A 24,955-nucleotide genomic window follows, 5' to 3' on the forward strand; every position below is an offset into this window, starting at 1 on the left:
GATTCACAGGCCTAGCAGTCGGGGGATAAAAAGCGTCAGGTCAGACCAGAAGGCGATCACCAGCAGGATGCCGACTTCGGCCAGAATGAAGGGCCAGAGCTCTTTGGTGATGCTCTCGACCTTTTCGCCGGTGACAGAGGCCAGCACGAACAGGCAGGCCCCCACTGGTGGCGTCATAAGCGAGATATTCAGAGCGAGTATGATCATGATCCCTGCGTGCACCGGTTCCATCCCGATTTGGGCGGTCAGCGGGGCCAAGACAGGGGCCAGAATGATGAGCGTCGCGTTGATGTCCATCACGAGGCCGATCACCAGCAAAAGCAGCAGGATCAGGGCAATGATGATCTGCGGGTTATCAGAGATCGACAGAAGGCCGGTCGCGATTGCCTGCGGAATGCGGTTGAACGTCATCCACCAGCCAAGGATTGTCGCCGACGCAATGATCAGGAAGATAACGCCGGTAATGCGCGTGGTCCGCACTGCGATTTCATACAGGTCCTTCCACGTAAGGGCGCGGTAGATCACGCCACCGACGAACAGAGCATAAGCAACAGCTATCGCAGCCGCTTCGGTCGGGGTGGCGAACCCGCCAAGGATCGAACCAAGGATGAAGAGGGGCAGGAGGGCGGCGAGGAACCCTTCACGCAGGGCTTTGATCACAATGCCAAAACTGGGGCGGCCTTCGCCTTTGGGCAGGTTTTTCTTTTTCGCGTGTAGGGCGATGACCAGCATACAGATGCCGCAGATCAAGAGGCCGGGCAGGATGCCCGCAGCAAACAGCCCCGCGATCGAGACGCCCATGATCGAGCCATAGATAATGGCAAGGGTCGAAGGCGGAATGGTCGGCCCGATGATCGACCCCGCAGCGGTGACGGCTGCAGCATAGGGGCGTGTGTACCCAGCCTTTTCCATCGCGGGCACCAAAGTATTGCCAAAGGCTGCCGCGTCCGCGGTCGCCGATCCGGTGATCCCAGCGAACATCACAGAGGCCACCATATTTGAATGGGCCATCCCGCCGCGCATCCAGCCGACCAGTGCATCCGCCAGTCGCACCAGCCCCAAGGTAATGCCGGATCGGTTCATGATTTCACCCGCCAGAATGAAGAACGGCATGGCAAGAAACGGGAACAGGTCGAGCCCCGCGAACACCCGATCTGGCGCCATCTGCATAAAGCGCGGGCCCATTTCGAGGATACCGATCATGCCCGACACCCCGATGGCGAACCCCACGGGCATGCCCAAAGCCATCAGTCCGAAAAACGCGATTGCGACGAATAGAGCACCCATCAGTTGTCCTCCCGCAGGGCCATGGTGGCCTCGGACACACCGGTGGATGTCGGCGCCTCTTTGGCGAAAAAGTCGTGGATGCCTGTTAGGGCCAGTTGCACGCAGGCCATCGCTGCGGCTAGGGGGACACCCATGAACGGGTAGCCCTTGGGGATGCCGTAGATCATGGTGAATCGGCTAAAGCCCTTGGCTGCGAAGCCGAGGCCGTACCAGAACAGCGCAAAGAAGAAGGCAAAGGCGATCACGTCAAAGGCCACCGCCAACCAGCGCCGCACGGGGGCTGGCAGACGACCAAAGATGAACTCGACCCCGATATGTTCGCGGTAGGCAATCCCAGAGGACACCGCCAAGAGCGCCATCCAGATCATCAGGTAACGCGCCAATTCCTCGGTAAATGTCAGGGGCAGGGGGATGACGTAGCGGACCAATACGCCAAGCCAGACGTCCAGCACCAGCACCACCAGCAGGGCCACACACACACGTTCAACGAGCCAATTAACCTTGAGGCTCATACTCTTAGCCTTGGCGGACAGATTGGCCATTTGGCGAATCTCCTGCTGTGAAAACACTTGTTCTTTTAGTGAAAACGTATTTTCATATGATGTTAGAAGTAGAAAAAGTGATTTCACCACAGGAGCGATGACGTATGCCCGAAAATGCAGCAGTTCTGGCGGGAAAGCCTATCGTTCAGAGAATTCACGAGTTCTATCCGAAGCTGCCAGAGGGCGAGCGTAAGGTGGCCGATGTGCTGCTGGCAGCGCCCGCGGATTTGGCCGTGCGCAATGCAATCGAATTGGCAACACAAGCCGAGGTCTCTAACGCCACAGTCACGCGGCTGTTTCGGCGGCTGGGCTACGCCAGCTTTGACGAGGCGCGGCAGGCCGCACGTGCAATGCGGGCCACGGGATCGCCCCTGTTTTCCGGCAAGGCAAGCAAACCGTTGGGCGACCCGATCTCTGAACTGGTGCACGAAGAGACCGTCGTGATCGAGGCGACGTTGTCGCGCGTCAATCCACTGGTCCTGCGCGATATCGGGAGCGCCATACGAACAGCCCCGCGAATTCGCACCTTGGGCTATCGGAATAGCCATTTCCTGTCACAGTACCTGACCGCGCAGATCGCGATGATGCGCCCCGGCGTGGCGCCGCTGCTCATGCCCGGTCAGACCGAGAGCGAAGGTATCTCGTCCTTGGGGCCACAGGATTTGGCAATCGTTGTGGCGATGCGGCGGCGACCCGCAGGCTTTAACCGCATGGTCGAGGCGATTGCCACCCGTGGGTGCAAAGTCCTGCTGCTGGCTGACGAGTCCATTCGCGGCGCACCGGCCCATGCGACGTGGACGCTGGATTGCGTGGTAGAGACCCCTCAGTTTGCGGACAGTTACGTGGGGGCCTTGGCGCTTTTGCAGATGATCGTGGTCGAAGCCGAGCGCGCTCTGGGCGCTGCTGGGCATCGCCACATGGAAGACGTCGAAGACCTGCGCGAGCGTCTGGGCGAGCTAGAATAGGGGGAGCGTTAGGTCGCACGGGGCGGGCAGGCGTTGAGCTTCAGAAGTGGCGCGTTTCTATGCAGGTTGGGCTCTAGCTGCCTCGTTCTAGCGACTTATCTCTTTGTTCTCCGACCATTTGCTTACGCCCGTTGAACCAAACCCCTTAAACCGCGTTGTTTTCAGAACAAAGGTGCGGCCCGCGTCAAACAAGGCCCGCCCCAAGATTGAAACAAAGGACGCCAAATGGCCGAACGAGAGCCGAGCGAGATGGGCCGAGATGCTGTGATCACCCGCGGCATAGTCACCGACAACCCAGAGGCTTTGCTGCGCGGGAGCGGATCACGTGCGGTATGGGGCGTCTTGCGCGAAGCTGGTCTGCGATTGCTGAGCGACGATGCGTTCGGGCTGGCGGGAAACGTGGCCTTTCGCGTCCTTCTGGCGGTCTTTCCTTTCCTGATCTTTACGTCGTCGCTGACGGCCTTTGTCGGGACCCAAAGCATGGCCGACGACCTGATTGCCTTTCTCATCGCGATTGTGCCTTCGACGCTGATCGAGCCGATTGTCTCAGAGGTGCGGCAGGTCATGACGGTCCAGCGCGGCGGGGTGTTGTCCGTTGGTATCTTGCTTACCATCTGGTTCGCGATCGGAGGCGTCGATGGCGTGCGCGTGGGCCTGAACCGTGCCTACGGGGTGCGTGAGACACGCGCGTGGTACGTGCTCTATCCCGTGATGGCGTCGATGGTCGTGATCGCCAGTTTGGTGCTGGTCGTGGTCGGCTACCTACTGGTAATCGCTCCGAGAGCTGGATCGTGGCTGCACATCTTGTTTCCAGGCTTTGATCCGGCCTCTGTGACAATCGGTTTCATCCGCTACCCTGCGGCTGCGCTTATTCTGGTGTCTTCGCTGTTCTTGGCACACGTCGTGCTGCCCGCCCGCCGCACGCGGTTTTCGTCGATCTATCCGGGTGTTCTGTTCACTGTGGGGGCTTGGCTCACGCTGACAGCGGCATTTTCGTTCTATCTCGCGAATTTCGCCACGTACTCAAGCTACTACGGCGGTCTCGCCGGCATCGTCGCGGCATTGTACTTTTTATATTTGGGCGCGCTCGTCCTCATTTTTGGAGGAGAGATCAACCGCGCCCTGCGTATTCGCCGTTTGGCGCGTGCGATGCGCGGGGATGGGTAGGGCATTCGCGAAACAAAAAGGAACCGCCGAGCCAACGACGGTTCCTTCTGTATTCAGGGTAAATCCACTCCGGTTCAGTGAGGCTTGGCGTACTTTGCCAGCTCTGCCTCGACCGCTGGGTCGATGTCCAGATTATCGTCAACCCGTTCACCCGTCGCAGGGTCCAGATAGGCCGCCATGTCGATCTGGCCTTCGGTCTTGGCGACGATCGTGGTTACGACAGCATCGCCCGAGATGTTTACGGCCGTACGGATCATATCCATCAGACGGTCGACGCCTAGGATCAGGGCAATGCCCTCTAGCGGCAGTCCGACTTGGCTCAGGACCATGGTCAGCATCACCAAACCAACACCGGGAACACCTGCAGTACCAATCGACGCGAGCACCGCCATTGCGATCACGGTGAGATAGCCGCCGAGCCCAAGATCAATGCCATAGACATTGGCGAGGAAAACGGTCGCAACACCCTGCATGATCGCGGTGCCATCCATATTGATCGTCGCGCCAAAGGGCACGGTAAAGGATGCAACCGAGTTGTTGACGCCCATCCGCTCTGTCACGCAGCGCAGGGTGACAGGGATGGTCGCGTTGGACGATGCGGTTGAGAAGGCGAAAATCTGCGCAGGGCGGATCTTTTTCAGGAATATGATCGGGCTCAGGCCCGAAAAGACCTTGAGATAGAGCATCAGCGTGCCAAACAGGTGCAGCAGCAGCGCGGCGACCAGTACCAGCACATAGGTCAGAACCGGAATGAACAGCCCGATCCCTTGCTCTGTGAATGTCTTGCAGATCAGGCAGAAGACCCCGATCGGTGCAAAGGCCATCACGATCTGAACGACTTTCATCATCAGCTCGTTCATGTATTCGCAGGCTTCGACAAAGGGTTTTGACCGCTCTCCCAGCATCAGCGCCGCCACGCCGAGGATGATGGTGTAAAAGATGATTTGCAGCATCTCTCCGCCTGCAAACGCGGCCACCGGATTGCGGGGTACGATTGCAGCAAACGTCTCCCAGACCGAAGGGGCCTCTCGCGCGGTCACGCCAGAGGTTTCGACGCCCTCCATCACAAAGCCGTTTCCGGGGCCGACAACCAGCGCCATGACGATCGCGACGGCGATGGCCGTGGCAGTGGTCAGCAAGTAAAGACCAAAGGACTTGCCGCCCACGCGCCCAAGAATGCGAATATCCCCGATGCCCGCGACTCCACAGATCAAAGAGAAAAACACCAGCGGCACCACCAGCATCGACAGGGCGTTCACGAACATCCGTCCGATCATTCCCAAGAAGCCACTGACGAAATGCGTGTTGATCGCCTGAATCTGTAGCGCGTTCAGCATGACCCCGAGAAGGAATCCTGCCCCCATGCCAATCAGGACTTTTGTGGTCAGGGACATCCCCTTATCCCCTGTAGCTGTCTGGTTCATCGGAAACTCCCGCGCTGTGAAAACAAGTGCCAAGCGGCCCTTTGATTGAAGGGCAGGGTAGCAGCACACGCAAAAGGATCGAAGCTTCGCCGCCCTTGCGAACGCGCAACAACAGAATTGCGGTCCATTTAAGCGGCTATTTTGGCAGGGAAAGTCCCAGTTTGGTGGTTTGCGATCAGGGATGTGTGGGGTGCTGGTGGACTTTCAGCAGACTGGGAAATCGCTGAAAACCCGGCTGTGTCACGTCAGTTGACATGCGCACGGTGCGCATCGGCGTTCTGCCGTGCCGTCGCGATCAAATCCCGCCGAGATAAAATCCGATAGCTTCGGCCAGTTCGGTTTCCTCGTATCCGAAATGAGAGCGCACAATCTCTTCAAGCTTGCGATAGGTCGCGGCGGCTTGGTGAAAATTGTCGTCGCTTGGATCTTCGATCAGAGCGTCCGCCGCGTTATCAAGTCGAACGATAAGCTCATGTACCACCTCGTGCTCTGCCAAGAGCTTGGCCACGACCTGTTTGAACATACCACCGCCCGCAGCTTGGATGCGCGGAAACATGTCTGCGCCTTCGATGTCGTGATGGAATTTCAAAACTTGGCATTCGCGGCCGCACAAGGAGCCGAATGCGCGGAAATTGTCAGCCATTTCAAGGTTTAGAACGATTTTCTTCAGGTGCTTTGGCGGGGAGTCTCCCGCTTCGATACGCTCCAGTACCGCGCCGATCTGGGCCATCTCCATCAGATAGTGCCGATGAATTGCCGCCAGTTGGCGTCCTTGGCGGCGGTGCATATCGGTCGCGCCAGAAACCTTGGGGGCTTTGGGGCGCGCGGCCTCGTTCAGCGAGAGGTCATCCAGAGATTGGTTCGAAAGATCAGTCATGCTCGGTAACAAAGCCTTTGTGCGGGGTAAGTCAAGAACCGCGCCCTGCCGAAGCCGCTGGCATCCCAAAAATTCAGTGCTTGGCCTCAAATGACATAGAATAGGTATGCAGCTTTTCTGGCCCTAGGGCGTTGTTTGGTTCCGCTGCGGCTTGCTTTGTGCGCGCTCCGCCGCAAATGACAGAGAGATCAGTGCACTAAAGGTGCCTGCGCCCTTGTTTCGACAGAGGTCGGCATCGGGTGAGTCAAAAGGTCAAAGGTAGTCGGGTATGGGCAGAGATATGGTGGAGATGCGGATCGCAGTTGTCGGGATGGGGCCGCGCAGCCTTGGTGCTTTGGAGGCGCTCGCGGCACGGCTGGGCAACGACGCGGCGCCCCTGTCGGTGGATTGCTATGATCCCTTTCCAGCCTGCGGTGCCGGACCTAATTTCGACCCCGAGGAATTGGATCTGTGCCGCTTGAATATCCCGATGCGGGATATCGATATTCGCCCGCCAGAGTTCACAGGGTGCAGCACTTTTGCCGAATGGTTGGCAGACACACCGCATCCGGATGTCTTTCCCGCCCGTGCAGATTTGGGGCTTTACCTTGAGGCCCGCTATGACGCGCTGCGCACATCAGGGCGGCTGGCGATCACCCATTTGCCTACGACGGCCACCGAGCTGAAACAGCAAGGGGACCTTTGGATGCTGCGCGCAGACGACGCCTGGCATGGGCCCTACACCCAAGTGCTTTTGTCCGTTGGGCAGCCGCAAGTGCAACCGGATGATCAACTTGCAGAATGGCAGCAGCATGCCAGTGCGGCGGGCCGCACAGTGGCCCAAGCCTACCCTTCAAGACGGCTTGCAGAGGAAGCTGCCGGATGGACAGGCCGGACAGTGGCGATCCGCGGGCTCGCACTGTCAGCGTTCGATGTGCTGCGTGTTCTGACGACGGCCCAAGGCGGTCGGTTCGAAGAAGGGCAGTACATTGCCTCGGGCCAAGAGCCTACGAAGATTGTGCCTTTTTCTTTGGACGGTCTTCCTCCGTTTCCCAAGCCAGAGACAGAGGCTTTGGACGCACGGTTCGACCTAAGCGCGGCAGAGACGGAGCTCTTCTCTGCGAACATCCAAGCGGCCGCGATTGCCGACCCCGAGCAGGCGCGGACACTCTTGACCGAAGCGCTCGTATCGCCTGTGATCCGTATCCTGACCGAGTTTGGCGCAGAAACCGTTTTCTCTGTAGTGTTCGCGTGGCTTGAAACCGAATTTTCCGACCCAGGAACACAGGAAACAGAAGGGCCGGTCGAGACCCTGAAAACTGGAATTGCGATGGCCGAAGGGGCGGCTGCGCCCTCGATCGGGTACACGGTTGGGCAAGTCTGGCGCAAATGGCAGGATCAGTTACGCAGTGGCTATAATCCCGCAAAGACCCAGCCAGACACAGCTGACCTGATTGTCGCGTTTGACGAGGGCCTAAAGCGGTATTCCTACGGCCCGCCGGTATCTTCTAGCCGCGAGCTTGCAGCGCTGATCGACGCGGGCATCGTGACATTGGACCATGCCGCCGATCCCGATATCGCGCTGACAGAAGGCGGATGGACGCTGACTTCGGACCAAGGTGTGGTCGAAGCAGATGTTATGATCGACGCTGTCATCGCCTCGCCTGACCTGTCGATTTTACGCTCCTCGTTGCTGAATAGCCTGATTGAAGAAGGCAGGCTTTGCCCGATCAGTGAGAGCCTTGCGGCTGATACCGCTGCAGATGCTCAGATTATCGGGCAGGACGGGACGCGGTCGCTCGGACTTTGCCTGCTTGGACGTTTGGCCTTGGGCAGTGTCGTTGCCGCAGACTCTTTGCATGACTGTTTCGGCGCGGCATCCCACCGTTGGGCGCAGGGTGTGGTAGAGCGAATGGAAGGGTAGGCCGAATGGAAGGTAGGGTCGAAACGTAACGCGGGCGATTTATCGCGGCTAGGTCGTGGGAGTGCCTATCTGCGCGATCTTTGTCGGCGATGCACTCCACGCCACGGTTTTACCTGCCAGACGGTCCATAACAACGCGCAGAGCACTGCCGCACACAGCGCCGCCTTGGAAAGGGCGCCCATGGTGCCTTCGATCAGCATTGCGTGGGACACGCTCGCGGCGACAACGACCGAGGCTGCGAACACGTGGGAGAAGCGCCAAACCTGCGGACGGAGCCAGCGCTTTTTCCGGATCGCGGCAAGAAGCGCGGTGGCGAGCAGTGCCCACAGCCCCACAACGCCGAAGACCGAGAAAAGCGTCGGCGCGCGAAAGGTCAGGGCGTCGATCATATCCGGCGGGCTCGTGATCCAAAGCCCAACCACATGCGCCGCGATTGCGAGCAGGAGGACGATGCCGCACCACCGGTGAACCACGCGGCCCAACTGGATCGGAAGACGCAGAAGTAACCCCGCCGCAAGCAAAGGCTGGACCAAGAGCACGGCTAGCGCGACGATCCCTGCAAAGCCCGCCGCAATGTAGATAGGGCCGCGATACTGTAGATACTCACTTTTTGTGGCCACAGCGATTGGGATCATGATCAGAGTAGCGAGCCCGCCCCAAGCAATGACTGCGCGCAAGTGCTTCAAAGTCACGCCGGTTGCAGGACAAAATGCGCAGCAAGGCTCGTGTCCCGCGCACTATTCATCACCGGTCGCAAGAAGACGGTTTCAAAGGCGCCGCTGTCGTAGGCAAGGTGTCCATGGGGCTGACCAAAGGCTGGAACAATCTGGGGCATCTCCAACTCGAACACGCCATCGGCATTTGTCAGGGTCGCACCATGGCTTCGTGCGTCGCGCTCGCGGCCCTCGGTGGTGTGGGCCCAAATCTGGATGCGCACCCCTTCGAGAGGCGCGCCGTCACCCGCACGGCGCACGGTCCCATGCATCAGAAAGCCGCCACCACCGATCCGGTCAACAATGGGCGCACCGGGGCGGTAGTTGTTGGCACCCCCGCGCATCGAGGTTGTGGGTTGCAAGCCTTGCGCGCGGGCAGGGACGGTCAGCCCGCTCTTCGCGGTGAGAAGCGACGCCGCGCCTGCAAGCATCAGGGTGCGGCGGCCAAGACGGGAGTGTGACATGTGTGAGCGTTCCTCTTCAAAGTGGATGCTTTGGGAGAGCCTAGCGCAAAATCGGCGGTGGTGGAGCCAGCGGCACGCAACCGCACAGCCTTGTGACCGCATGCGCGCCGCACCAGTTTGCGACATCGCGTGCGCCATTGTGTCGTAAAACTCCCTTCGCCTTTGCGGACAAAAAGCTAAATCAGGCAGGCGTGCGGGCGTATGGTTCATGCACCGCACCAATTATGCCGCCAGAATGAAAGCCCAGCGCCTGTGAAGAAATCTACCCTTGATGCGACGGACATCCGCATCCTCAGCGCCATTCAGAACTATGGCCAACTGAGCAAGACGCGCCTGTCCGAGATCGTCAACATCTCGGCCACGCCGTGCTGGTCGCGTCTGGACCGGCTCAAGGCGGCGGGGTTCATCACGGGGTATCATGCCAATATTGCGTTGGACCGGCTGTGCGATTTCACCCAAGTGATGGTGACCGTGTCCCTGACACACCACCGTAGCGCGGACTTTGACCGGTTCGAAGGATGGGTCGCGCGGCAAGACGATATCGTCGAATGCGTCGCGACAGGGGGCGGCATGGACTACGTGATGAAGACGATCTGCCCGACGCTGGCAGGGTTCCAAGCGCTGATGCAGGACATGCTGGATGCCGAGCTCGGGGTGGATCGCTACATGACCTACATCGCGACTCGCGTGGTCAAATCCAGCCGTCCGAATATAGCCAAACTGGCGGGCGCTGGACAGCGCGCCTGATCAGACTGACCGAGGCCAAATTTTCAGTCCGAACAGTCCGAGCTGTGCCGGATTTTTAGTCCACACCGAAACCTTTTCGCTGCGTAAATATCCGCCACCAGAAACCAAATCCCGGGCAGAAATCCGGTGACTTTCAAGGGCGCATATCATGGCTGCAGACGACTTCGGCTTTGGCACACAGATCCGCAAATCCCCCTATTTCGACGCGACGGTGCGTTGGGGCGCTCAGGGATTTTCTGTGTACAATCATATGTATATCCCGCGCGACTTTGGCGATCCCGAACAGAACTTCTGGAACCTCGTGAACGAGGCGATCCTGTGTGATGTCGGTGTTGAACGTCAGGTCGAGATCACCGGCCCGGACGCGGCCAAATTCGTCCAAATGCTGACCCCGCGCGACCTGTCCAAGATGGCGGTTGGTCAGTGCAAATATATCCTGATCACGAACGCGGCGGGCGGCATTCTGAACGACCCGATCCTGCTGCGTCTGGCCGAAAACCACTTCTGGATTTCGCTGGCGGACAGCGACATCCTGCTGTGGGCGCAGGGCGTGGCCATCAACTCTGGTCTGGATGTTCAGATCGGCGAGCCCGACGTTTCACCGCTGCAGCTGCAGGGCCCAAAATCGGGCGAGATCATGCGCGCTCTGTTCGGTGACGAGATTATGGACCTCAGATACTACTGGCTGCGTGAAGTCGAGTTGGACGGCATTCCGCTGATCGTGTCGCGCACCGGTTGGTCCAGTGAGTTGGGCTACGAGCTGTACCTGCGCGACAGTGCTCATGGCGACTCTCTGTGGGAGCGGATCATGGCGACCGGGATGGAGTTCGGGCTAAAGCCCGGCCACACCTCGTCCATTCGCCGGATCGAAGGGGGTATGCTGTCCTATCATGCGGACGCCGACATCCACACAAACCCCTACGAATTGGGGCTGGACCGTCTGGTCAATCTGGACATGGAGGCAGACTTTATCGGCAAGGCCGCGCTGCGCCGCATCCGCGACGAAGGCGTCACGCGAAAGCAGGTGGGGCTGATCATCGAGGCTGATCCTCTGAAGGGCCCGAACACCACTTTCTGGGCGGTTCAGAACGGCGGTGAAGATGTGGGTAAAGTGACCTCGGCGGTCTACTCGCCGCGCCTTGAACGGAACATCGCGCTGGCCATGGTCTCGGTCGAGCATGCGCATCTTGGGATGCAGCTGGACGTGGTTCTGCCCTCGGGGCCTGCGGTTGCGACTGTGGTAGAGCGTCCGTTCTTTGACCCAAAGAAATCCCTGGCTGCGGCCTAAGGGACGGCACAAGTCGAACCTTGCAATCGACTTGTACTGGCAGCGGGGCGAGAGTGCCTTGCTGCCGGGCCAGTATTCCGCCGCGCGCGCCGATATTGCTTTGTCGCCAATGCCTTGGCCGACACTCTTACCATCAATATTCACTGAGGGCCTATGACCGATATTCTGTTGCGCGATCTGGACACGGACGGTGTCTTGCGCCTGACCTTGAATGCCCCAAGCAGCCGTAATGCGCTGTCCGAAGCGATGCTGACCGCGCTGGGTCAGGCCTTTGCCGAGGCGGGCGCGGACCCGCTGGTGCGCGTCGTCGTGCTGGCCGCAAACGGCCCTGCCTTTTGCGCTGGCCATGATCTGAAAGAGATGACCGCCGGACGCGCTGGCCCAGACAAGGGGCGCGCCTATTTCACCCGCATCCTGACCTTGTGCTCGACCGTGATGCAGGGGATCGTCGCGTGTCCCAAGCCCGTCATTGCCGAGGTCACAGGAATCGCGACCGCCGCTGGATGCCAGTTGGTCGCCAGTTGCGATCTGGCGATTGCTGCGGACACAGCGCGTTTCAGCACGCCGGGCGTGCACATCGGTCTGTTTTGTTCGACCCCGATGGTGGCCTTGTCCCGCAATGTGGCGAACAAGCACGCGATGGAAATGCTGCTGACGGGCGACATGACCCCCGCTGACAGAGCCGCAGAGATCGGCCTTGTGAACCGGAGCGTCGCCGCCGAAGATGTCACGTCAGAGGTCATGGCTCTGGCGCGCAAGATCGCCTCCAAATCCGTAATGACCTTGGCCACGGGCAAAAGCGCGTTCTACGCACAGCGCGAGATGTCGCTGGAAGCGGCGTACGCCTATGCCAGCCAAGTGATGGTCGACAACATGCTCGCCCGCGACGCGGAAGAGGGCATCGACGCCTTTATTCAGAAACGTGACCCGATTTGGCAGGACGCCTGATGAGCAATCCATTTAACACCGGTCTCGACCGTAATCCGGCGAACTACCAACCCTTGACCCCGATCGGGTTTCTGGAACGTGCCGCGCAGGCATTTCCCGACCATACAGCCATCGTTCATGGCGGGCTACGGCGCAGCTATGGGGCGTTTTATGACCGGTCGCGGCAGCTTGCGTCGGCTCTGGCGCAGTGGGGGATCGCGCGGGGCCAGACGGTCTCGGTCCTGTTGGCGAATACGCCCGCTATGCTCGAATGTCATTACGGTGTGCCCATGTGTGGTGCGGTTTTGCATGCGATCAATACGCGGCTTGACGCAGCCATCATTGCCTTTCAACTGGATCATGCGCTGTCGCGGCTGGTCATCGTGGACGTCGAATTTCTACCGCTGCTGCAAGACGCGCTTGCCCTGTGCAAAACGCCCCCTGCGGTGATCGTTTATGACGATCCGGAGTTCGATGGCCCGCGCGTGACCACCGATACCCCTGATTACGAGGCGTTTGTGGCTGCTGGCGATTCTGAGTTCGCATGGCTCCAGCCGCAAGACGAATGGGACGCGATCGCGATCAGCTATACCTCTGGCACCACAGGCGATCCAAAGGGCGTCGTGACCCATCATCGTGGGGCCTATCTGCTGGCACAAGGCAACGCGCTGACAGCGTCCATGGCCAAGCATGCAGTGTACCTGTGGACGTTGCCAATGTTCCACTGCAACGGCTGGTGCTTTCCTTGGACCCTGTCGGCGATCGTCGGCACCCATGTCTGTCTGCGGCAAATCCGGGCAGAGCCGATCTGGCAGGCATTGGGGAGCGAAGGTGTCACCCATCTGTGCGGTGCGCCCATCGTGATGTCCCTGATGATCCAAGCACCCGAAACGGTGAAGTGCCCGCTGGATACGCCAGTGCAGTTCTTTACCGCCGCCGCGCCGCCGCCCGAAAAGCTGCTGGCGGAGATGAAGGAAGCCGGTTTCGATGTCACGCACTTGTACGGACTAACCGAAACCTATGGTCCTGCTGTGGTAAACGATTGGCACGTAGACTGGTCCGATTTGCCCCCCGAAGAGCAAGCAAGGCTCAAGGCGCGCCAAGGGGTGCGTTACCTGCCGCTCGAAGGTCTGGACGTGCTGGACCCAGAGACGATGCAGCCTGTTCCCCGCGACGGCAAGACCATCGGTGAGGTGATGTTCCGCGGCAATGTGGTGATGAAGGGCTACTTCCGCAATCCTGCTGCCACGGCAGAGGCCTTTGCTGGTGGGTGGTTTCATTCCGGCGATCTGGGTGTGGTCTATCCTGACGGGTATATTCAGCTCAAGGATCGCTCCAAGGATGTCATCATCTCGGGCGGCGAGAATATCTCCTCCATCGAGATTGAGGAGGTGTTGTACCGCCATCCGGCCGTTGCTGTGACGGCCGTTGTTGCCATGCCCCACGACAAATGGGGGGAGACGCCCTGCGCTTATGTCGAGCTGGCCGAAGGGCAAGAGGCCAGCGCAGAGGCCCTGCGGGCATGGTGCCGCGAGCATTTGGCCCATTACAAGGTGCCGGGCCGCTTCGTGTTTCGGGTGATCCCGCGCACCTCGACCGGCAAGATCCAGAAATTTGCGCTTCGCAACCAGTTGCGCGCACCCGAAGATGCTTGACCCGTCCGGCGGCAGCCGCCGCAAGTACAAGGTCTGAGCCGCTCTGGCACCGCTCCAAATCATTGGAGCGGTGTTTCATTTGGCAGGTCAGGTGCGGATCACGAAGCCACGGGCGATATGGTTTCGGACGAACCAGATCATCGCCATGCCGGGGATCAGGGACATAACGGTCATTGCCATCACCAGCCCCATATCGGTCTGAAATCCATACAGGGCGTTGATGGCCATGGTAATCGGCTTGCCCGCTGTCACGGTCAGAATGCGGGCCAGAACGACCTCGACCCACGAAAACACAAAGCAGAAAAAAACGGTCACGCCGATCCCAGGCGCGATCACGGGGATCAGGCGATTGAGGAAGAAGCTGGGTAGGGAGTGGCCGTCAATAAAGCAGGTTTCGTCATATTCGCGGGGCACCGCGGCAATGAAGCTCTCGAGAATCCAGATCGCGATGGGCAGGTTAAACGCACAGTGCACCAGTGCGATGCCCACCGGCGTGTTCACCAGTCCGACATTTGCAAATAGGAAAAAGACGGGCAGGGACAGGACCACGGGCGGCGTCAGGCGAAAGGCCAGCAGCGCGAACAGCACGTGCCGGTCCCCCGTGAACCGGTATCTGGCAAAGGCATAGGCAGCAGGCAATCCGGCGGCCAGACACAGCCCGATATTCAGGGTCACATAGGTCAGCGAATTCAGGATCGAGGTCCGCAAATCGGGCCGCGCAAAGACTTCTGCGTAGTTCAGCAGAGTGGCTTCGCCGGTCACATGACCCTCGCGGGGGAGGGTGAGGGTGAAACTCAGCAGCACCGTCTGCACAAACGGCAGTAAGACAAAGAGCGCGAGCGCGCCAAACACGAGCACCCGCAGGCTAAGGCTACCGATGCTCATCGCGCTTGTCCGTTCGATCGAATGCGGATGAAGGCCCACGCCACCGTCAGCACAATCAGAAAGTCCAGCATCGCGCGCGCCGCAGCGCGGCCGTAGGTGTAGCTGTTGATGTCCGCTGCAAGCTCCAGCGATAAGAAGGTCGTTGCGTTGTGTGGCCCGCCCGCGTTGATCGCGAAGGCCTCGGTGTAGATCATGAAGGTGTCGACAAACCGCAAAAGCAAAACAATCGACAAGGCCCCCGTGATGCGTGGCAGCTCGATATAGCGGAAGACTGCCAGCCGAGAGGCACCGTCGATTGCTGCGGCTTGGCGGTATGGATCAGGGATTGCAGAAACGCCCGCATAGGCCAGAATGACGACGAGCCCCAGCCAGTGCCACGTGTCGGCCAGCACAATCAGAATCCACGTGTGCAGCGCCGTGAATTTGTAGTCGAACACAATCCCCATCGCGGTGATCGCGCGGCCTGCCAATCCAGTCGTGGGGTCAATCAGAGACAGCCACATCCCGGCGATCATGTTCCACGGCACCACCAAAGGCAGCGCAACCAGCATCAGCACCGGCACGGCAAACCGCCCCATCCGCAGCATCAACAGCGCCAGCCAAACACCAAGTGGCACCTGAATGGACAAGACAATCGCCGAGAACAGCGCGCTGCGCCCCAGACTGCCCCAGAACTTCGGGTCTGCGGTAATCTCTTGGTACCACTCAAGGCCGATCCAGTAGGCTTGATCTATGGTGAAGATGTCGTGGAAAGAGAAATTGAAGACAGCCACCAGCGGGATGACCGCAACAAAGCCCATCAGAGCCAGCGCTGGCATCAAGAGCAGCCAGGCGCTGTTCGAATGCGGATTGTTCATAAGGCTCCTCTCGGGCCGAGACAGGAAACTCGGGCTGCACAATCAACGCGTTAGCACTTGTGGCTGTCAAGGGCGGTTCGGCAACAACGATGTTGCGCGTATGGGGGCTCTAGGTGGGCAGCTGTAGCGACCATAAACCCGCCCGACGCCATCACACTAATATGAAGTGGGGGAACGATCTGCGCGCGCGCTGGTTGAGGGGGGCATAGGCGCTGGCTTCGAGCGGCGTCCATCCAACCAAGGCGAGATCGGGATTAATGAGAGAGACCAATAACTGCGTGCCGCATTGCGGCATAGTCCAGCCCTCCGCCCGTCTTAGGTGTTTTGCCATCGCCGAACGAGCGGCCACACGCCGCCCTGAGAGGAAGGAAGACATTATGTCCCCACCCATTGATTTTGAAATTCGACGCCGAACATTTCTGGCTGGAACTGCCGCTGGCGCACTTGCAGCGGGGGTGACCACTCAGGCCCAAGCTCAAGCACAGACTGCCAAAAGTCCCGCTGGCCCCGATGCCACAACCGTCCGTTTGACCGTCAATGGAACCGCCCAAGAGGTGACCGTAGACAATCGCACCACCTTACTGGATGTCCTGCGCGAGGACTTGAAGTTGAATGGCACCAAGAAGGGCTGTGATCACGGACAATGTGGCGCCTGCACTTGCACCGTCAACGGATCGCGCGTGAACTCCTGCTTGTCGCTTGCCGTGATGCACGAAGGCGACGAGGTCGAGACCATCGAAGGTATCGGCACGCCCGAGGCGATGGACCCCATGCAGACCGCTTTTGTTAAGTTTGACGGCTTCCAGTGCGGTTACTGTACGCCTGGTCAAATCCAGTCTGCCCGCGCCGTCATCGAAGAAATCCGCGCAGGTATTCCGAGCCACGTCACCGGCGATCTGAACTCTGAAATCCAGATCACAGACGAAGAAATCCGCGAGCGCATGTCCGGCAATATCTGCCGCTGTGGCGCTTACGCCAACATTCTGGCCGCCATCACCGAAGTGGCAGAGCAAGGCACAGCGGGAGAAGACACATGAGATCCTTTAGCTACGAACGCGCCGTTGATCCGGCGCAGGCCGCCGCTCGGGCCGCCGAAATTCCTGACGCCAAGTTCATCGGCGGCGGTACCAACCTGCTGGACCTGATGAAGCTGGAAATCGAGACGCCGATCCATGTGATCGACGTCCGCGACATCGGACTGACAGAGATCACCGAAACCGAAGAAGGCGGCTTGCGCATTGGCGCGCAGGTCACAAACACAGATCTTTCGGCCGATAGCCGTGTGCGCCGTGACTATCCGGTGCTGACCCGCGCTATTGCGGCCGGCGCCTCTGGCCAAATCCGGAACAAGGCGACGACAGCGGGTAACCTGCTGCAACGGACGCGTTGCCCCTATTTCTATGACACTGCACAGCCCTGTAATAAACGCGCACCGGGTTCTGGCTGCGGCGCGCTGACAGAAGGGGCGTTCAGCCGGCAGCTTGGCGTAATCGGGACGTCTGAAACCTGTATCGCCACGCACCCGTCTGACATGGCTGTGGCTATGCGCGCTTTGGATGCCGTGGTCGAAACAGTGACCCCAAACGGCATGACCCGCCGCATCGCGATCGAGGATCTGCATGTTTTGCCCGGACAAACACCCGAGCAAGAGACCGCTCTTATGCCCGGCGAGCTGATCACGCACGTCGTGTTGCCTGCGCCGGTGGGTGGGCAACAGGCCTATCACAAGGTGCGGGACCGTTCATCCTATGCCTTTGCCCTCGTATCGGTTGCGCTGATCCAGCAGGCGGATGGCACCGGAGCTGTGGCCTTGGGCGGTGTAGCCCCCAAACCGTGGCGCCGCGCTGAAGCGGATGCAGAGCTGCCCAACGGATCCCGCGCGGTCATGGCGCGTCTTTTGGACGGCGCGAGCCCGACCGAAGAGAACGCCTTCAAACTCACACTGGCCGAGCGCACGCTTGCCGCCATGCTCAAGGAGGGCTGAGATATGCAATTCAACACTCCGGCAGGACAGAACCTGTTCGACGACGCCAAGGTCGTCGGCAAACCCACCACGCGGATTGACGGTCCGCTCAAGGTCACGGGCACGGCGCCTTATGCCTACGAGCGTCACGACGTCACTGATCAGCAGTTGGTTGGCTACCCAGTCTTGGCCACGATCGCCAAAGGACGCATCACGTCGATGGACACTGACGCGGCCAAGGCAATGCCCGGCGTTGTAGATGTCATCACCGCACCCGAGGTGGGCGAAATGCCGAGTCCCAGCGACATGAACGTCGCGCCTTTGTTTGGCGGAAACGAGATCGCACAATACCACCAAGCTATTGCCGTAGTGGTCGCCGAAACCTTTGAGCAGGCGCGTGCGGCTGCTGCAAAGGTACAGACCGAATACGAGGTGGACGAGATCGGGTCGCTCGATCTTCAGGCCGCTTGGGAAGATGTTATGGATGATCGTTCTGACGCGACCCGTGTGGGGGATTTCGAAGCTGCCTTCGAGTCCGCCCCTGTGACCATCGACAAGACCTACACCACGCCTTCCCACTCTCACGCAATGATGGAGCCTCCGGCGTCGATCGCGCAGTGGGACGACGGCAAGCTGACTGTCTGGACCTCGAACCAGATGATTGAATGGGCGCAAGCGGCGCTCGCCAAGACGTTTGAACTGGATGCAGAGGACGTTCGCGTTGACAGCCCCTACATCGGCGGCGGTTTCGGTGTGAAGCTGTTCGTGCGTTCCGATGCCATCCTAGCCGCGCAAGCTGCGCGCCGCGTGGGGCAGGCGGTCAAGGTCGCGATGCCCCGTCCGATGGTGATGAACAACACCGCGCACCGGGCCTCGACCATCCAGCGCATCCGCATCGGTGCGACCCGTGATGGTCAGATCACTGCCATTGCCCACGAGGCGATCAGCCACGCAATGGAAGGTGGCAGCGGCGAGAATGCGATTGGCCAAACCCGCCAGTTCTACGCGGGCGACAATCGTCTGATCAAAATGCATCTCGCGACCATGGCGCTGCCCGAAGAAAACGCGATGCGCGCGCCGGGCGAAGCTGCGGGACTGATGGCGCTGGAAATTGCAATGGACGAAATGGCCGAAGAGTTGGGCATGGACCCGGTGGCCTTTCGAGTGATGAATGACACCCAAGTCGACCCCGAAGATCCGGATAAGCCGTTCTCCGAGCGGAACTTTGTCGAATGTCTGGAGCGCGGGGCCGACGCCTTTGGCTGGGCTGATCGTAACACGGCACCGGGTGCAACCCGCGATGGCGACTGGCTCATCGGCCATGGTCTGGCAGGGGCCTATCGCGGCGGACCTGCGATGGCCTCGGGGGCACGCATTCGTCTGACGCCCCAAGGACAGGTGATCGTCGAGACGGCCATGACCGATATCGGAACGGGATCCTACACCATCCTCGCGCAGACGGCGGCAGAGGTGCTCGGCGTGACAGCCGAAGACGTTGAGGTGCGCTTGGGAGATAGCAGTTACCCCGACAGTGCGGGTTCCGGCGGGCAATGGGGCGCGGCCTCGTCCACAGCGGGTGTGTATGCCGCAGCGGTTGCCATGCGTCAGGCCATTGCTGATCATCTGGGCAAGGACGTGGAGGATCTGCGCTTTGAAAATGCATCCGTCCGCACCACTGACAAGCAAATCCCCTTGGCAGGGCTTAGCGATACCGAGATCGTGGCCGAGGACTCGATCGAGTTCGGCGATTTCCGAAGCGAGCAGGTCGTCTCGACCTTCGGTGCGCATTTCGTCGAGGTAGGTGTGAATGCGTACACCGGCGAAACACGGCTGCGCCGGATGCTTGCTGTCTGTGATGCAGGCCGCATCCTGAATCCGATCACCGCCCGCAGTCAGGTCATTGGGGGCATGGTGATGGGGGTTGGCGCGGCGCTGATGGAAGATGCCGCAATCGACACCGCACGCGGCTTCTTTCCTGCCCATGATTTGGCGGGGTACGAAGTGCCGGTGCATGCTGACATCCCCGCGCAAGAGGTGATCTTCCTTGATACGTTGGACGCGGCATCCACTCCTCTCAAGGCCAAGGGCGTCGGCGAACTGGGTCTGTGCGGCGTGGCAGCCGCCGTCGCGAACGCGGTCTACAACGCGACGGGTGTGCGCGTACGGGACTACCCCGTGACGCTCGATCGGTTCATCGATCGGTTGCCTTCTGCCTAAGATCAACGCGGCCTGATCTGACAGGCGCGTTTCACACGATCCAAAAGCCCGGCCGTCTTTCGACGGTCGGGCTTTCTCATTGTTTTTAGAACCTACCGCGCGGTTCATGTGCCCGTATTCTGGTACGCGCGATCATTCAGATGATCGGTGGGGTCATGTCGGGAGCGTTCGCTCAGCTGTACTTTCCAAACCATAGGCGCTCTGCAATGGCAGGTGTTGCGACTGCAAATTTTAAGAGAGGACTTCTGGATGCGCGTTCTTGTTGCCGGTGCCACGGGGTATTTGGGCCGCTTTCTGTGCGCAGAATATTCAAGGCGCGGACACCACGTTACGGCTCTGGTCCGTGAGCCGTCACGGGCCGTGGGTGTTGCAGACCTGCTCGTTCGAGCAGAGGCCACGCATCCGGAAACCCTCGTTGGCGTTATGGACGGAGTGGACCTTGTCGTGTCCGCGCTCGGGATCACGCGGCAAGCCGACGGGCTCGGGTATTGGCAGGTCGACTACGAAGCCAACCTTAACCTGCTGCGCGAAGCAGAAAAGGCTGGCGTGGGTCGGTTCTGTTACGTCCATGTCCTGAACGCCGAAGCGATGAGGGGCGTGCCGCTGGTCGATGCCAAGGCTGCGTTCGTAACGCACCTGCAAGCGTCGGAGGTGCCAGAAACCGTTATCGCGCCGACTGGCTATTTCTCTGATATGGAGGATTTTCTCTCGATGGCGCGGGCAGGGCGGGTCTGGCTGTTTGGCGATGGGTCCCACCGGCTTAATCCGATTCACGGTGCAGATCTGGCAGAGGCGATCGCGGATGCGACGGATGATGGGCAGCGTTGGCTCGACGTCGGCGGTCCTGCCGTGATGACCCAGAGCCAGATTGCCAAAGCGGCATTCGCTGCGCTCGGGACAGAGCCGCGTATCACGTTCTTGCCCGATATACTCCGCCGGATATCGCTTGGGGTGCTGCCTATCCTACCGCGCCGCTGGTGCGGTCCCGCGCAGTTCTTCATGACGGCCTTGGGCATGGACATGGCGGCGCCATGCTATGGAACGCACCATCTGCAGGACCACTTTGCGGAATTGGCTTCGAGCAACTCTAGGCGCTGAGAAAATGGGACAGATCGTGTCCGCTCAGACTGCTCCGGGACAATTGGCTTTAACCACCCGGTCACAGCACCACGAGAACCCCTGAGCTACGCAGCATCGAGAGCGGGTGTAGCGTCTGGAAGGTCTATGCAAGTTTCCGGTAAGTTCGTGCAATTTACCTTGGCTCGCCAAAGTAAATGGCGGAGAGACAGAGATTCCAACCCTCTAGGTCGAGTGCAGTAAGTGTCTGTATAAATTATGTTTATGAAGAAGATGATAGTTGCTGTGTCCGGAAAATGTGTAGCATAATGTGTAGCAAAGTAATGCTACACTTTGGGGTGAGACGGACGATCAATGGCTGGAATAATACAGCGAAACGGGCGATGGCATTTGAGGATGCGTGTCCCGCAGAGATATCGCCTTGTGGAGCCCCGTGCCGAAATCCACCGCAGTCTTCGAACTGAAAGTGAAAGAGAGGCGATGAGGCGCCTTCCTGCCGCTGAGGCTGCCATTCTTGCAGAATTGGACGCTCAACTGGCGATGGGGGCTCCCACAGAGCCAGATGATATTTTTAAAGCTGCTGTGGCACTGGCCGCATCGCGTGGCGTCTCCTACCGGTCCGCTGTAGAGCTATCAAACGGCCCATTGGATGAGATTTTGGAGCGTCTCGATATGCTTCAGAAGTCAGACAGCCCGCAGGTTGCTGATGCGCTTCTCGGCGGCGTAGATGTTCCGCAACTGAAGCTCTCTGAGCTCGTGGCTGAAGTTGAACGCATTTGTGCTCATGACAACAGACTCAAGAATTCCTCTCAGATGCGTTTGTGGCGGAACCCGCGTCACCGAGCGGTCGCCAACCTGATCGAGGCACTTGGCGCAGATAAGCCAGTGCTCGAGTTTGGGGTTGCTGACGCGAAAGCGCACCGCAAATGGTGGCGAAATCGAATAGAAACTGAAGGGCTGAAATCTGATACTGCGAATAAGGATTTCAGCAACATGGCGTCGTTGCTGTCCCACTACTACGAGAGCCTCGACCTTGATGATCCCCCGCGCCCTTACTCTGGGATCTCCATTCGAGAAAAGAACGCTAAGAAAACCCGTAAACTTGAGATCCCCGTTGAGTGGATGAAAGAGAAGTGGCTGGCGCCTGGCGCCTTCGATGGCTTGAATGATGAGGCGAGAGACATCCTTCTCATTTCAATCGAGACAGGTTGTCGCCAAGCTGAAATCCATGATTTGCCGTCTGATGCAATCGTCTTGGATGCAGAAATTCCACACCTTCGCGTCACCTTTGAAGAGGGCGATGAGAAGCGCGAGATCAAGAATGGCTCCTCTGTCCGCCTGGTCCCTTTGGTTGGAATTGCGCTTGCTGCAGCGAAACGTCATCCTCAGGGTTTTCCGCGATATCGTGACAAGCGAGGGTATTCCAACCTCATCAATAAGTTCCTCCGGAATCGAGGTTTGATGCCTTCAGCCAAGCATACCGTAGGTGGGACCAGACACGCTTGGGAAAGCCGCTTGAAGGCGACCGGATTGGTTAGCGACGATCGTGCGGAGATGATGGGGCACAGCGTTGGTTCAGCGAGGGCTCGAGAGGTATACGGCGATGAGATGGACCTGAATGGAAGGCAAAGATTGGCCCAGTTGGTGGCATTGGATGTGCCCGCGCATCTTGAATGATGGGAAACAATCTTAGCGGGTTTGAAATGGGTCAAAGCAAAACGAGTGCACTTGTGGGCCTATGTTGGTCAAACTGGCGATTTTGCCACTTTTCGTCATCAGGCTCCGGACACATTGAATTTCGGAGCCAGAAGATCACTGCGGCGGCGAGAGCGAAGGTTGTTAGAAACACCTATGGACATCTGCCTTAGCGGGATGCGACGCGGAGGCAATCCTTTAAGCAACCAAGCATGATCTTGATGCGATTGCGGAGCTCCTTTCTGCGTTTCTCGTATCGCAGCGGCTTGTCGCGATGACTTCCGGCCGGGGATGCAGGGTCGTATCCCTTGTGTCTTTCAGGGCATCGCGAAACCAGTCGGCATCATATCCGCGATCAGCAATCATCTAATCGGCAGCTGGCAAGCCGCTCAGGCGCGCCCTAGCACCCATGTGGATGTTGAACTGACCGGGGGTCATAAGGAACCGTATGGGGCGGCAAGAGACATCGCTGACAGTATGTAACTTCGTGTTCATGCTGCGCTTCGGGCGTCCCCTTTTTATTCGCAGGCTGGATGCCGTGCGGTGGGCCTTCAGGCATGTCGCTTCCATCATGATTGCCGTGTGATCGGATTGCTCGGCGGCCAGCCATCTCTGATCTTCCAATTGAAGGGATAATTGGACCACTTTAAAGGGGGTACTCCAACCGGAGCTAAGGGGAGCTGAGAGCGGACTCGCGCCTGCGCAGCACCAGAGGTGTGTGCTCACAGTCGGCGGACGTCATTCGGCCCATTCCCGACCTTCAAACACAGTTCGGCTGTCGCATCGCAGCGCCTACAAGCGGACATTGCCCCGAGCCTGACGTTTTCCGGAAAAAGTGACGCGCTGTCCGGACCAACTCCAAGGACAGCGCGTCAGGTGTTCAGCGGAACCTGGCTGCGTTCTCTGCAGCCGCGGCATCCGTGTCGCCCTGACCGAAAGCAGACGGTCGCGGCTCCGGCAGTTGCAGCGCCTCTTGGACCCGTGGCATGGCGTCAATGCGGTCGAACCATGCTTGCAGGTTCGGCAATCCGTCGACGCTCACCGTGGCCCAAAAGTAGCTGCGCGCCCAGGGATAGGTCGCGATATCCGCGATGGACATTGCATCACCCACCAGCCAGTCGCGCCCGGCAAGCCGCGTATCCAGCACTTCCAGCAGGCGGCGGCTCTCGGTCACGTAGCGGTTGATGGCGTAGGACACCTCGTCGCCGTTCGGCTTGGCGATCCGCTGGAAGAACATCGCCTGGCCCATCATCGGACCGATCCCACCCATCTGGAACATTAGCCATTGCAGCGTCTCCGAGCGCTCCTTGGCGTCGTTGCTGAGGAACCGGTCGTATTTCTCGGCGAGATACCACAGGATCGCGCCGCTCTCGAACACTGCGAAATCGTCCGCGCCGCGATCCACGATGGTGGGAATGCGCCCATTCGGATTCAGACGCAGGTAATCGGGCGCCTTTTGCTCTTTCTTGCCGAAATCGATTGGCACCAGCTCATAGTCGATCTGTGCCTCGTGCAGGAAGATCAGGGGCTTCCAGCCGTTCATGGTGTTGGCGGTGTAGAGAACGATATCAGGCCGCGTCATTGGCGAGCTCTCCGAAGGTCGTGGCCAGATGGGCGTCAAACCGGGCGAGGTCAGTGGCTACGTCGGGGTTCTTCATCACGTCGAAGGCCCCAAAAGTCGGCAGCGGTGTCATGCCAAAGAACCTGGCGTTCAGGTGGACCGGACGCAGGAGGTCATCCAGAGACATGCCCTCGAAGAACGGCTCTGCCGGGTCGTCGAAGGCTTCAGCCGGGGCGTTCAGCGTGGCCGAGATCATGTAACGTGTGCCTGTCAGCTTGCCGCCCATGCCGTAATTCACCTTCGGGGCAGCGGCGCTGCGGCCGTCGCCATTGCTGAGCTGCCCGCCCATGCCGACCGTGTAGACCTCATCCATATATTTATTGAACGACCACGGCACGCCCATCCAGTTCACCGGGAATTGCAGCAGGACCACGTCCGCCCAGAGGTGACTGTCCACCTCGGCCTGGATGTCGTAACCGGCCGCGACCGTGGTCAGGCGGACCTCGTGACTCTGTGCCTCAAGTGTGGCCTTGGCGCGCTCCGCGAGCGTTTCGTTGAGTGTGCCGGGGGCAAATTCGTAAGGCTGCGCGCCGTTCAGGATGTGGATCTTGCTCATGTCGTCTCTTCCGTTGCTGCGCCCGCTTGACTTCGGCGGGGTCTGGAATGAGATGACCGTGGTGGGAAGTAAAAACAACCAGTATACTTTTCGTAACCTAATCCTAAAGCGATCAGCGGAGCGCA

The 24,955-nt window shown here is 59.4% G+C and carries 22 protein-coding genes and 1 pseudogene; 12 read left to right on the forward strand and 11 right to left on the reverse strand.

The features are described from left to right. Nucleotides 1-3 precede the first annotated feature (3 nt). Together N4A58_RS09465 and N4A58_RS09470 are read right to left on the reverse strand one after the other, a co-directional pair. A complete protein-coding gene (locus N4A58_RS09465; protein WP_293709065.1) occupies nt 4-1,287 on the reverse strand; it encodes a TRAP transporter large permease in 1,284 nt (427 codons plus the stop codon). Continuing rightward, entirely contained in the window at nt 1,287-1,829 is a 543-nt protein-coding gene (locus tag N4A58_RS09470; protein WP_293709066.1) for a TRAP transporter small permease, read from the reverse strand. Before N4A58_RS09470 ends, N4A58_RS09465 begins: the two co-directional genes overlap by 1 nt. Nucleotides 1,830-1,933: 104 nt before the next feature. Here N4A58_RS09470 and N4A58_RS09475 point away from each other — a divergent pair, with 104 nt between their 5' ends. Both N4A58_RS09475 and N4A58_RS09480 read left to right on the forward strand, forming a co-directional pair. Further along, a complete protein-coding gene (locus N4A58_RS09475) occupies nt 1,934-2,794 on the forward strand; it encodes a MurR/RpiR family transcriptional regulator (RefSeq protein WP_293709067.1) in 861 nt (286 codons plus the stop codon). A 225-nt stretch (nt 2,795-3,019) separates the two neighbouring features. Further along, nucleotides 3,020-3,961: a YihY/virulence factor BrkB family protein gene (locus N4A58_RS09480; RefSeq protein ID WP_293709068.1), complete on the forward strand. Its 942-nt coding sequence runs from the start codon at nt 3,020-3,022 to the stop codon at nt 3,959-3,961. A gap of 74 nt (nt 3,962-4,035) precedes the next feature. On the opposite strand, the gene N4A58_RS09485 is transcribed toward N4A58_RS09480, so the two are convergent. Together N4A58_RS09485 and N4A58_RS09490 are read right to left on the reverse strand one after the other, a co-directional pair. Next, on the reverse strand, nt 4,036-5,385 hold the full coding sequence (locus tag N4A58_RS09485) for a dicarboxylate/amino acid:cation symporter (protein WP_293709069.1): 1,350 nt from the start codon (nt 5,383-5,385) through the stop codon (nt 4,036-4,038). A 295-nt stretch (nt 5,386-5,680) separates the two neighbouring features. Continuing rightward, nucleotides 5,681-6,262 carry a hemerythrin domain-containing protein gene (locus N4A58_RS09490; RefSeq protein ID WP_293709070.1) on the reverse strand — a complete coding sequence of 194 codons (582 nt, stop codon included), beginning with the start codon at nt 6,260-6,262 and terminating at the stop codon, nt 5,681-5,683. Between the two features lie 268 nt (nt 6,263-6,530). Between N4A58_RS09490 and N4A58_RS09495 the strand changes: the two genes are divergently transcribed. Beyond that, nucleotides 6,531-8,165, forward strand: a complete 1,635-nt coding sequence (locus N4A58_RS09495; RefSeq protein WP_293709071.1) for an FAD/NAD(P)-binding protein — start codon at nt 6,531-6,533, stop codon at nt 8,163-8,165. 65 nt (nt 8,166-8,230) lie between these two features. Here the strand turns inward: N4A58_RS09495 and N4A58_RS09500 are convergent, their stop codons facing one another. Both N4A58_RS09500 and N4A58_RS09505 read right to left on the reverse strand, forming a co-directional pair. Further along, nucleotides 8,231-8,857, reverse strand: coding sequence for a ferric reductase-like transmembrane domain-containing protein (locus tag N4A58_RS09500; RefSeq protein ID WP_367176888.1), 627 nt, complete (start codon nt 8,855-8,857; stop codon nt 8,231-8,233). Next, complete coding sequence (locus N4A58_RS09505; RefSeq protein ID WP_293709072.1) at nt 8,854-9,342, reverse strand: twin-arginine translocation pathway signal; 489 nt, start codon at nt 9,340-9,342, stop codon at nt 8,854-8,856. The genes N4A58_RS09500 and N4A58_RS09505 overlap by 4 nt, the downstream gene beginning before the upstream one ends. A gap of 252 nt (nt 9,343-9,594) precedes the next feature. On the opposite strand from N4A58_RS09505, the gene N4A58_RS09510 reads away from it, so the two are divergent. From N4A58_RS09510 to N4A58_RS09525, 4 genes are all read left to right on the forward strand, one after another. Further along, a complete protein-coding gene (locus tag N4A58_RS09510) occupies nt 9,595-10,089 on the forward strand; it encodes an Lrp/AsnC family transcriptional regulator (protein WP_293709073.1) in 495 nt (164 codons plus the stop codon). Nucleotides 10,090-10,234: 145 nt separating this feature from the next. Further along, the gene (locus tag N4A58_RS09515; protein ID WP_293709309.1) at nt 10,235-11,377 is read left to right on the forward strand and encodes a glycine cleavage T C-terminal barrel domain-containing protein; all 1,143 of its coding nucleotides are present in this window, start codon (nt 10,235-10,237) and stop codon (nt 11,375-11,377) included. 153 nt (nt 11,378-11,530) lie between these two features. Continuing rightward, entirely contained in the window at nt 11,531-12,325 is a 795-nt protein-coding gene (locus N4A58_RS09520) for an enoyl-CoA hydratase (protein WP_293709074.1), read from the forward strand. Beyond that, nucleotides 12,325-13,959, forward strand: coding sequence for an acyl-CoA synthetase (locus N4A58_RS09525; protein WP_293709075.1), 1,635 nt, complete (start codon nt 12,325-12,327; stop codon nt 13,957-13,959). The genes N4A58_RS09520 and N4A58_RS09525 overlap by 1 nt, the downstream gene beginning before the upstream one ends. An 87-nt stretch (nt 13,960-14,046) precedes the next feature. Here the strand turns inward: N4A58_RS09525 and N4A58_RS09530 are convergent, their stop codons facing one another. After that, complete coding sequence (locus tag N4A58_RS09530) at nt 14,047-14,844, reverse strand: carbohydrate ABC transporter permease (protein WP_293709076.1); 798 nt, start codon at nt 14,842-14,844, stop codon at nt 14,047-14,049. Continuing rightward, entirely contained in the window at nt 14,841-15,701 is an 861-nt protein-coding gene (locus N4A58_RS09535) for a carbohydrate ABC transporter permease (RefSeq protein ID WP_293709077.1), read from the reverse strand. Before N4A58_RS09535 ends, N4A58_RS09530 begins: the two co-directional genes overlap by 4 nt. 377 nt (nt 15,702-16,078) lie before the next feature. Here N4A58_RS09535 and paoA point away from each other — a divergent pair, with 377 nt between their 5' ends. The 5 genes from paoA to N4A58_RS09560 all read left to right on the forward strand — a co-directional run bounded on the left by paoA (nt 16,079) and on the right by N4A58_RS09560 (nt 22,635). Continuing rightward, complete coding sequence (gene paoA / locus N4A58_RS09540; protein ID WP_293709078.1) at nt 16,079-16,738, forward strand: aldehyde dehydrogenase iron-sulfur subunit PaoA; 660 nt, start codon at nt 16,079-16,081, stop codon at nt 16,736-16,738. Beyond that, on the forward strand, nt 16,735-17,685 hold the full coding sequence (locus N4A58_RS09545) for a xanthine dehydrogenase family protein subunit M (RefSeq protein WP_293709079.1): 951 nt from the start codon (nt 16,735-16,737) through the stop codon (nt 17,683-17,685). Before paoA ends, N4A58_RS09545 begins: the two co-directional genes overlap by 4 nt. A 3-nt stretch (nt 17,686-17,688) precedes the next feature. Next, a complete protein-coding gene (gene paoC, locus N4A58_RS09550; protein ID WP_293709080.1) occupies nt 17,689-19,881 on the forward strand; it encodes an aldehyde oxidoreductase molybdenum-binding subunit PaoC in 2,193 nt (730 codons plus the stop codon). Nucleotides 19,882-20,130: 249 nt separating this feature from the next. Continuing rightward, nucleotides 20,131-20,979, forward strand: a complete 849-nt coding sequence (locus tag N4A58_RS09555) for an SDR family oxidoreductase (protein ID WP_293709081.1) — start codon at nt 20,131-20,133, stop codon at nt 20,977-20,979. A gap of 333 nt (nt 20,980-21,312) precedes the next feature. After that, nucleotides 21,313-22,635, forward strand: a complete 1,323-nt coding sequence (locus tag N4A58_RS09560) for a DUF6538 domain-containing protein (RefSeq protein WP_367176892.1) — start codon at nt 21,313-21,315, stop codon at nt 22,633-22,635. A gap of 172 nt (nt 22,636-22,807) precedes the next feature. On the opposite strand, the pseudogene N4A58_RS09565 reads toward N4A58_RS09560, so the two are convergent. From N4A58_RS09565 to N4A58_RS09575, 3 genes and pseudogenes are all read right to left on the reverse strand, one after another. Then, nucleotides 22,808-23,259: pseudogene (locus N4A58_RS09565) on the reverse strand (transposase); the annotation flags it as partial. A 274-nt stretch (nt 23,260-23,533) separates the two neighbouring features. Further along, nucleotides 23,534-24,235: a glutathione binding-like protein gene (locus N4A58_RS09570; protein WP_293709083.1), complete on the reverse strand. Its 702-nt coding sequence runs from the start codon at nt 24,233-24,235 to the stop codon at nt 23,534-23,536. After that, entirely contained in the window at nt 24,222-24,830 is a 609-nt protein-coding gene (locus tag N4A58_RS09575; RefSeq protein WP_293709084.1) for an NAD(P)H-dependent oxidoreductase, read from the reverse strand. The genes N4A58_RS09570 and N4A58_RS09575 overlap by 14 nt, the downstream gene beginning before the upstream one ends. Nucleotides 24,831-24,955 lie beyond the last annotated feature (125 nt).

The sequence above is a fragment of the Donghicola sp. genome (assembly GCF_025210255.1).
Lineage (GTDB): Bacteria > Pseudomonadota > Alphaproteobacteria > Rhodobacterales > Rhodobacteraceae > Donghicola > Donghicola eburneus.

Bases quoted from the DNA above. Each gene is read 5' to 3' on its own strand.
- N4A58_RS09465 (WP_293709065.1), bottom strand. From the start codon at position 1,287: ATGGGTGCTCTATTCGTCGCAATCGCGTTTTTCGGACTGATGGCTTTG.
- N4A58_RS09470 (WP_293709066.1), bottom strand. From the start codon at position 1,829: ATGGCCAATCTGTCCGCCAAGGCTAAGAGTATGAGCCTCAAGGTTAAT.
- N4A58_RS09475 (WP_293709067.1), top strand. From the start codon at position 1,934: ATGCCCGAAAATGCAGCAGTTCTGGCGGGAAAGCCTATCGTTCAGAGA.
- N4A58_RS09480 (WP_293709068.1), top strand. From the start codon at position 3,020: ATGGCCGAACGAGAGCCGAGCGAGATGGGCCGAGATGCTGTGATCACC.
- N4A58_RS09485 (WP_293709069.1), bottom strand. From the start codon at position 5,385: ATGAACCAGACAGCTACAGGGGATAAGGGGATGTCCCTGACCACAAAA.
- N4A58_RS09490 (WP_293709070.1), bottom strand. From the start codon at position 6,262: ATGACTGATCTTTCGAACCAATCTCTGGATGACCTCTCGCTGAACGAG.
- N4A58_RS09495 (WP_293709071.1), top strand. From the start codon at position 6,531: ATGGGCAGAGATATGGTGGAGATGCGGATCGCAGTTGTCGGGATGGGG.
- N4A58_RS09505 (WP_293709072.1), bottom strand. From the start codon at position 9,342: ATGTCACACTCCCGTCTTGGCCGCCGCACCCTGATGCTTGCAGGCGCG.
- N4A58_RS09520 (WP_293709074.1), top strand. From the start codon at position 11,531: ATGACCGATATTCTGTTGCGCGATCTGGACACGGACGGTGTCTTGCGC.
- N4A58_RS09525 (WP_293709075.1), top strand. From the start codon at position 12,325: ATGAGCAATCCATTTAACACCGGTCTCGACCGTAATCCGGCGAACTAC.
- N4A58_RS09530 (WP_293709076.1), bottom strand. From the start codon at position 14,844: ATGAGCATCGGTAGCCTTAGCCTGCGGGTGCTCGTGTTTGGCGCGCTC.
- N4A58_RS09535 (WP_293709077.1), bottom strand. From the start codon at position 15,701: ATGAACAATCCGCATTCGAACAGCGCCTGGCTGCTCTTGATGCCAGCG.
- paoA (WP_293709078.1), top strand. From the start codon at position 16,079: ATGTCCCCACCCATTGATTTTGAAATTCGACGCCGAACATTTCTGGCT.
- N4A58_RS09545 (WP_293709079.1), top strand. From the start codon at position 16,735: ATGAGATCCTTTAGCTACGAACGCGCCGTTGATCCGGCGCAGGCCGCC.
- paoC (WP_293709080.1), top strand. From the start codon at position 17,689: ATGCAATTCAACACTCCGGCAGGACAGAACCTGTTCGACGACGCCAAG.
- N4A58_RS09555 (WP_293709081.1), top strand. From the start codon at position 20,131: ATGCGCGTTCTTGTTGCCGGTGCCACGGGGTATTTGGGCCGCTTTCTG.
- N4A58_RS09560 (WP_367176892.1), top strand. From the start codon at position 21,313: ATGGCTGGAATAATACAGCGAAACGGGCGATGGCATTTGAGGATGCGT.
- N4A58_RS09570 (WP_293709083.1), bottom strand. From the start codon at position 24,235: ATGACGCGGCCTGATATCGTTCTCTACACCGCCAACACCATGAACGGC.
- N4A58_RS09575 (WP_293709084.1), bottom strand. From the start codon at position 24,830: ATGAGCAAGATCCACATCCTGAACGGCGCGCAGCCTTACGAATTTGCC.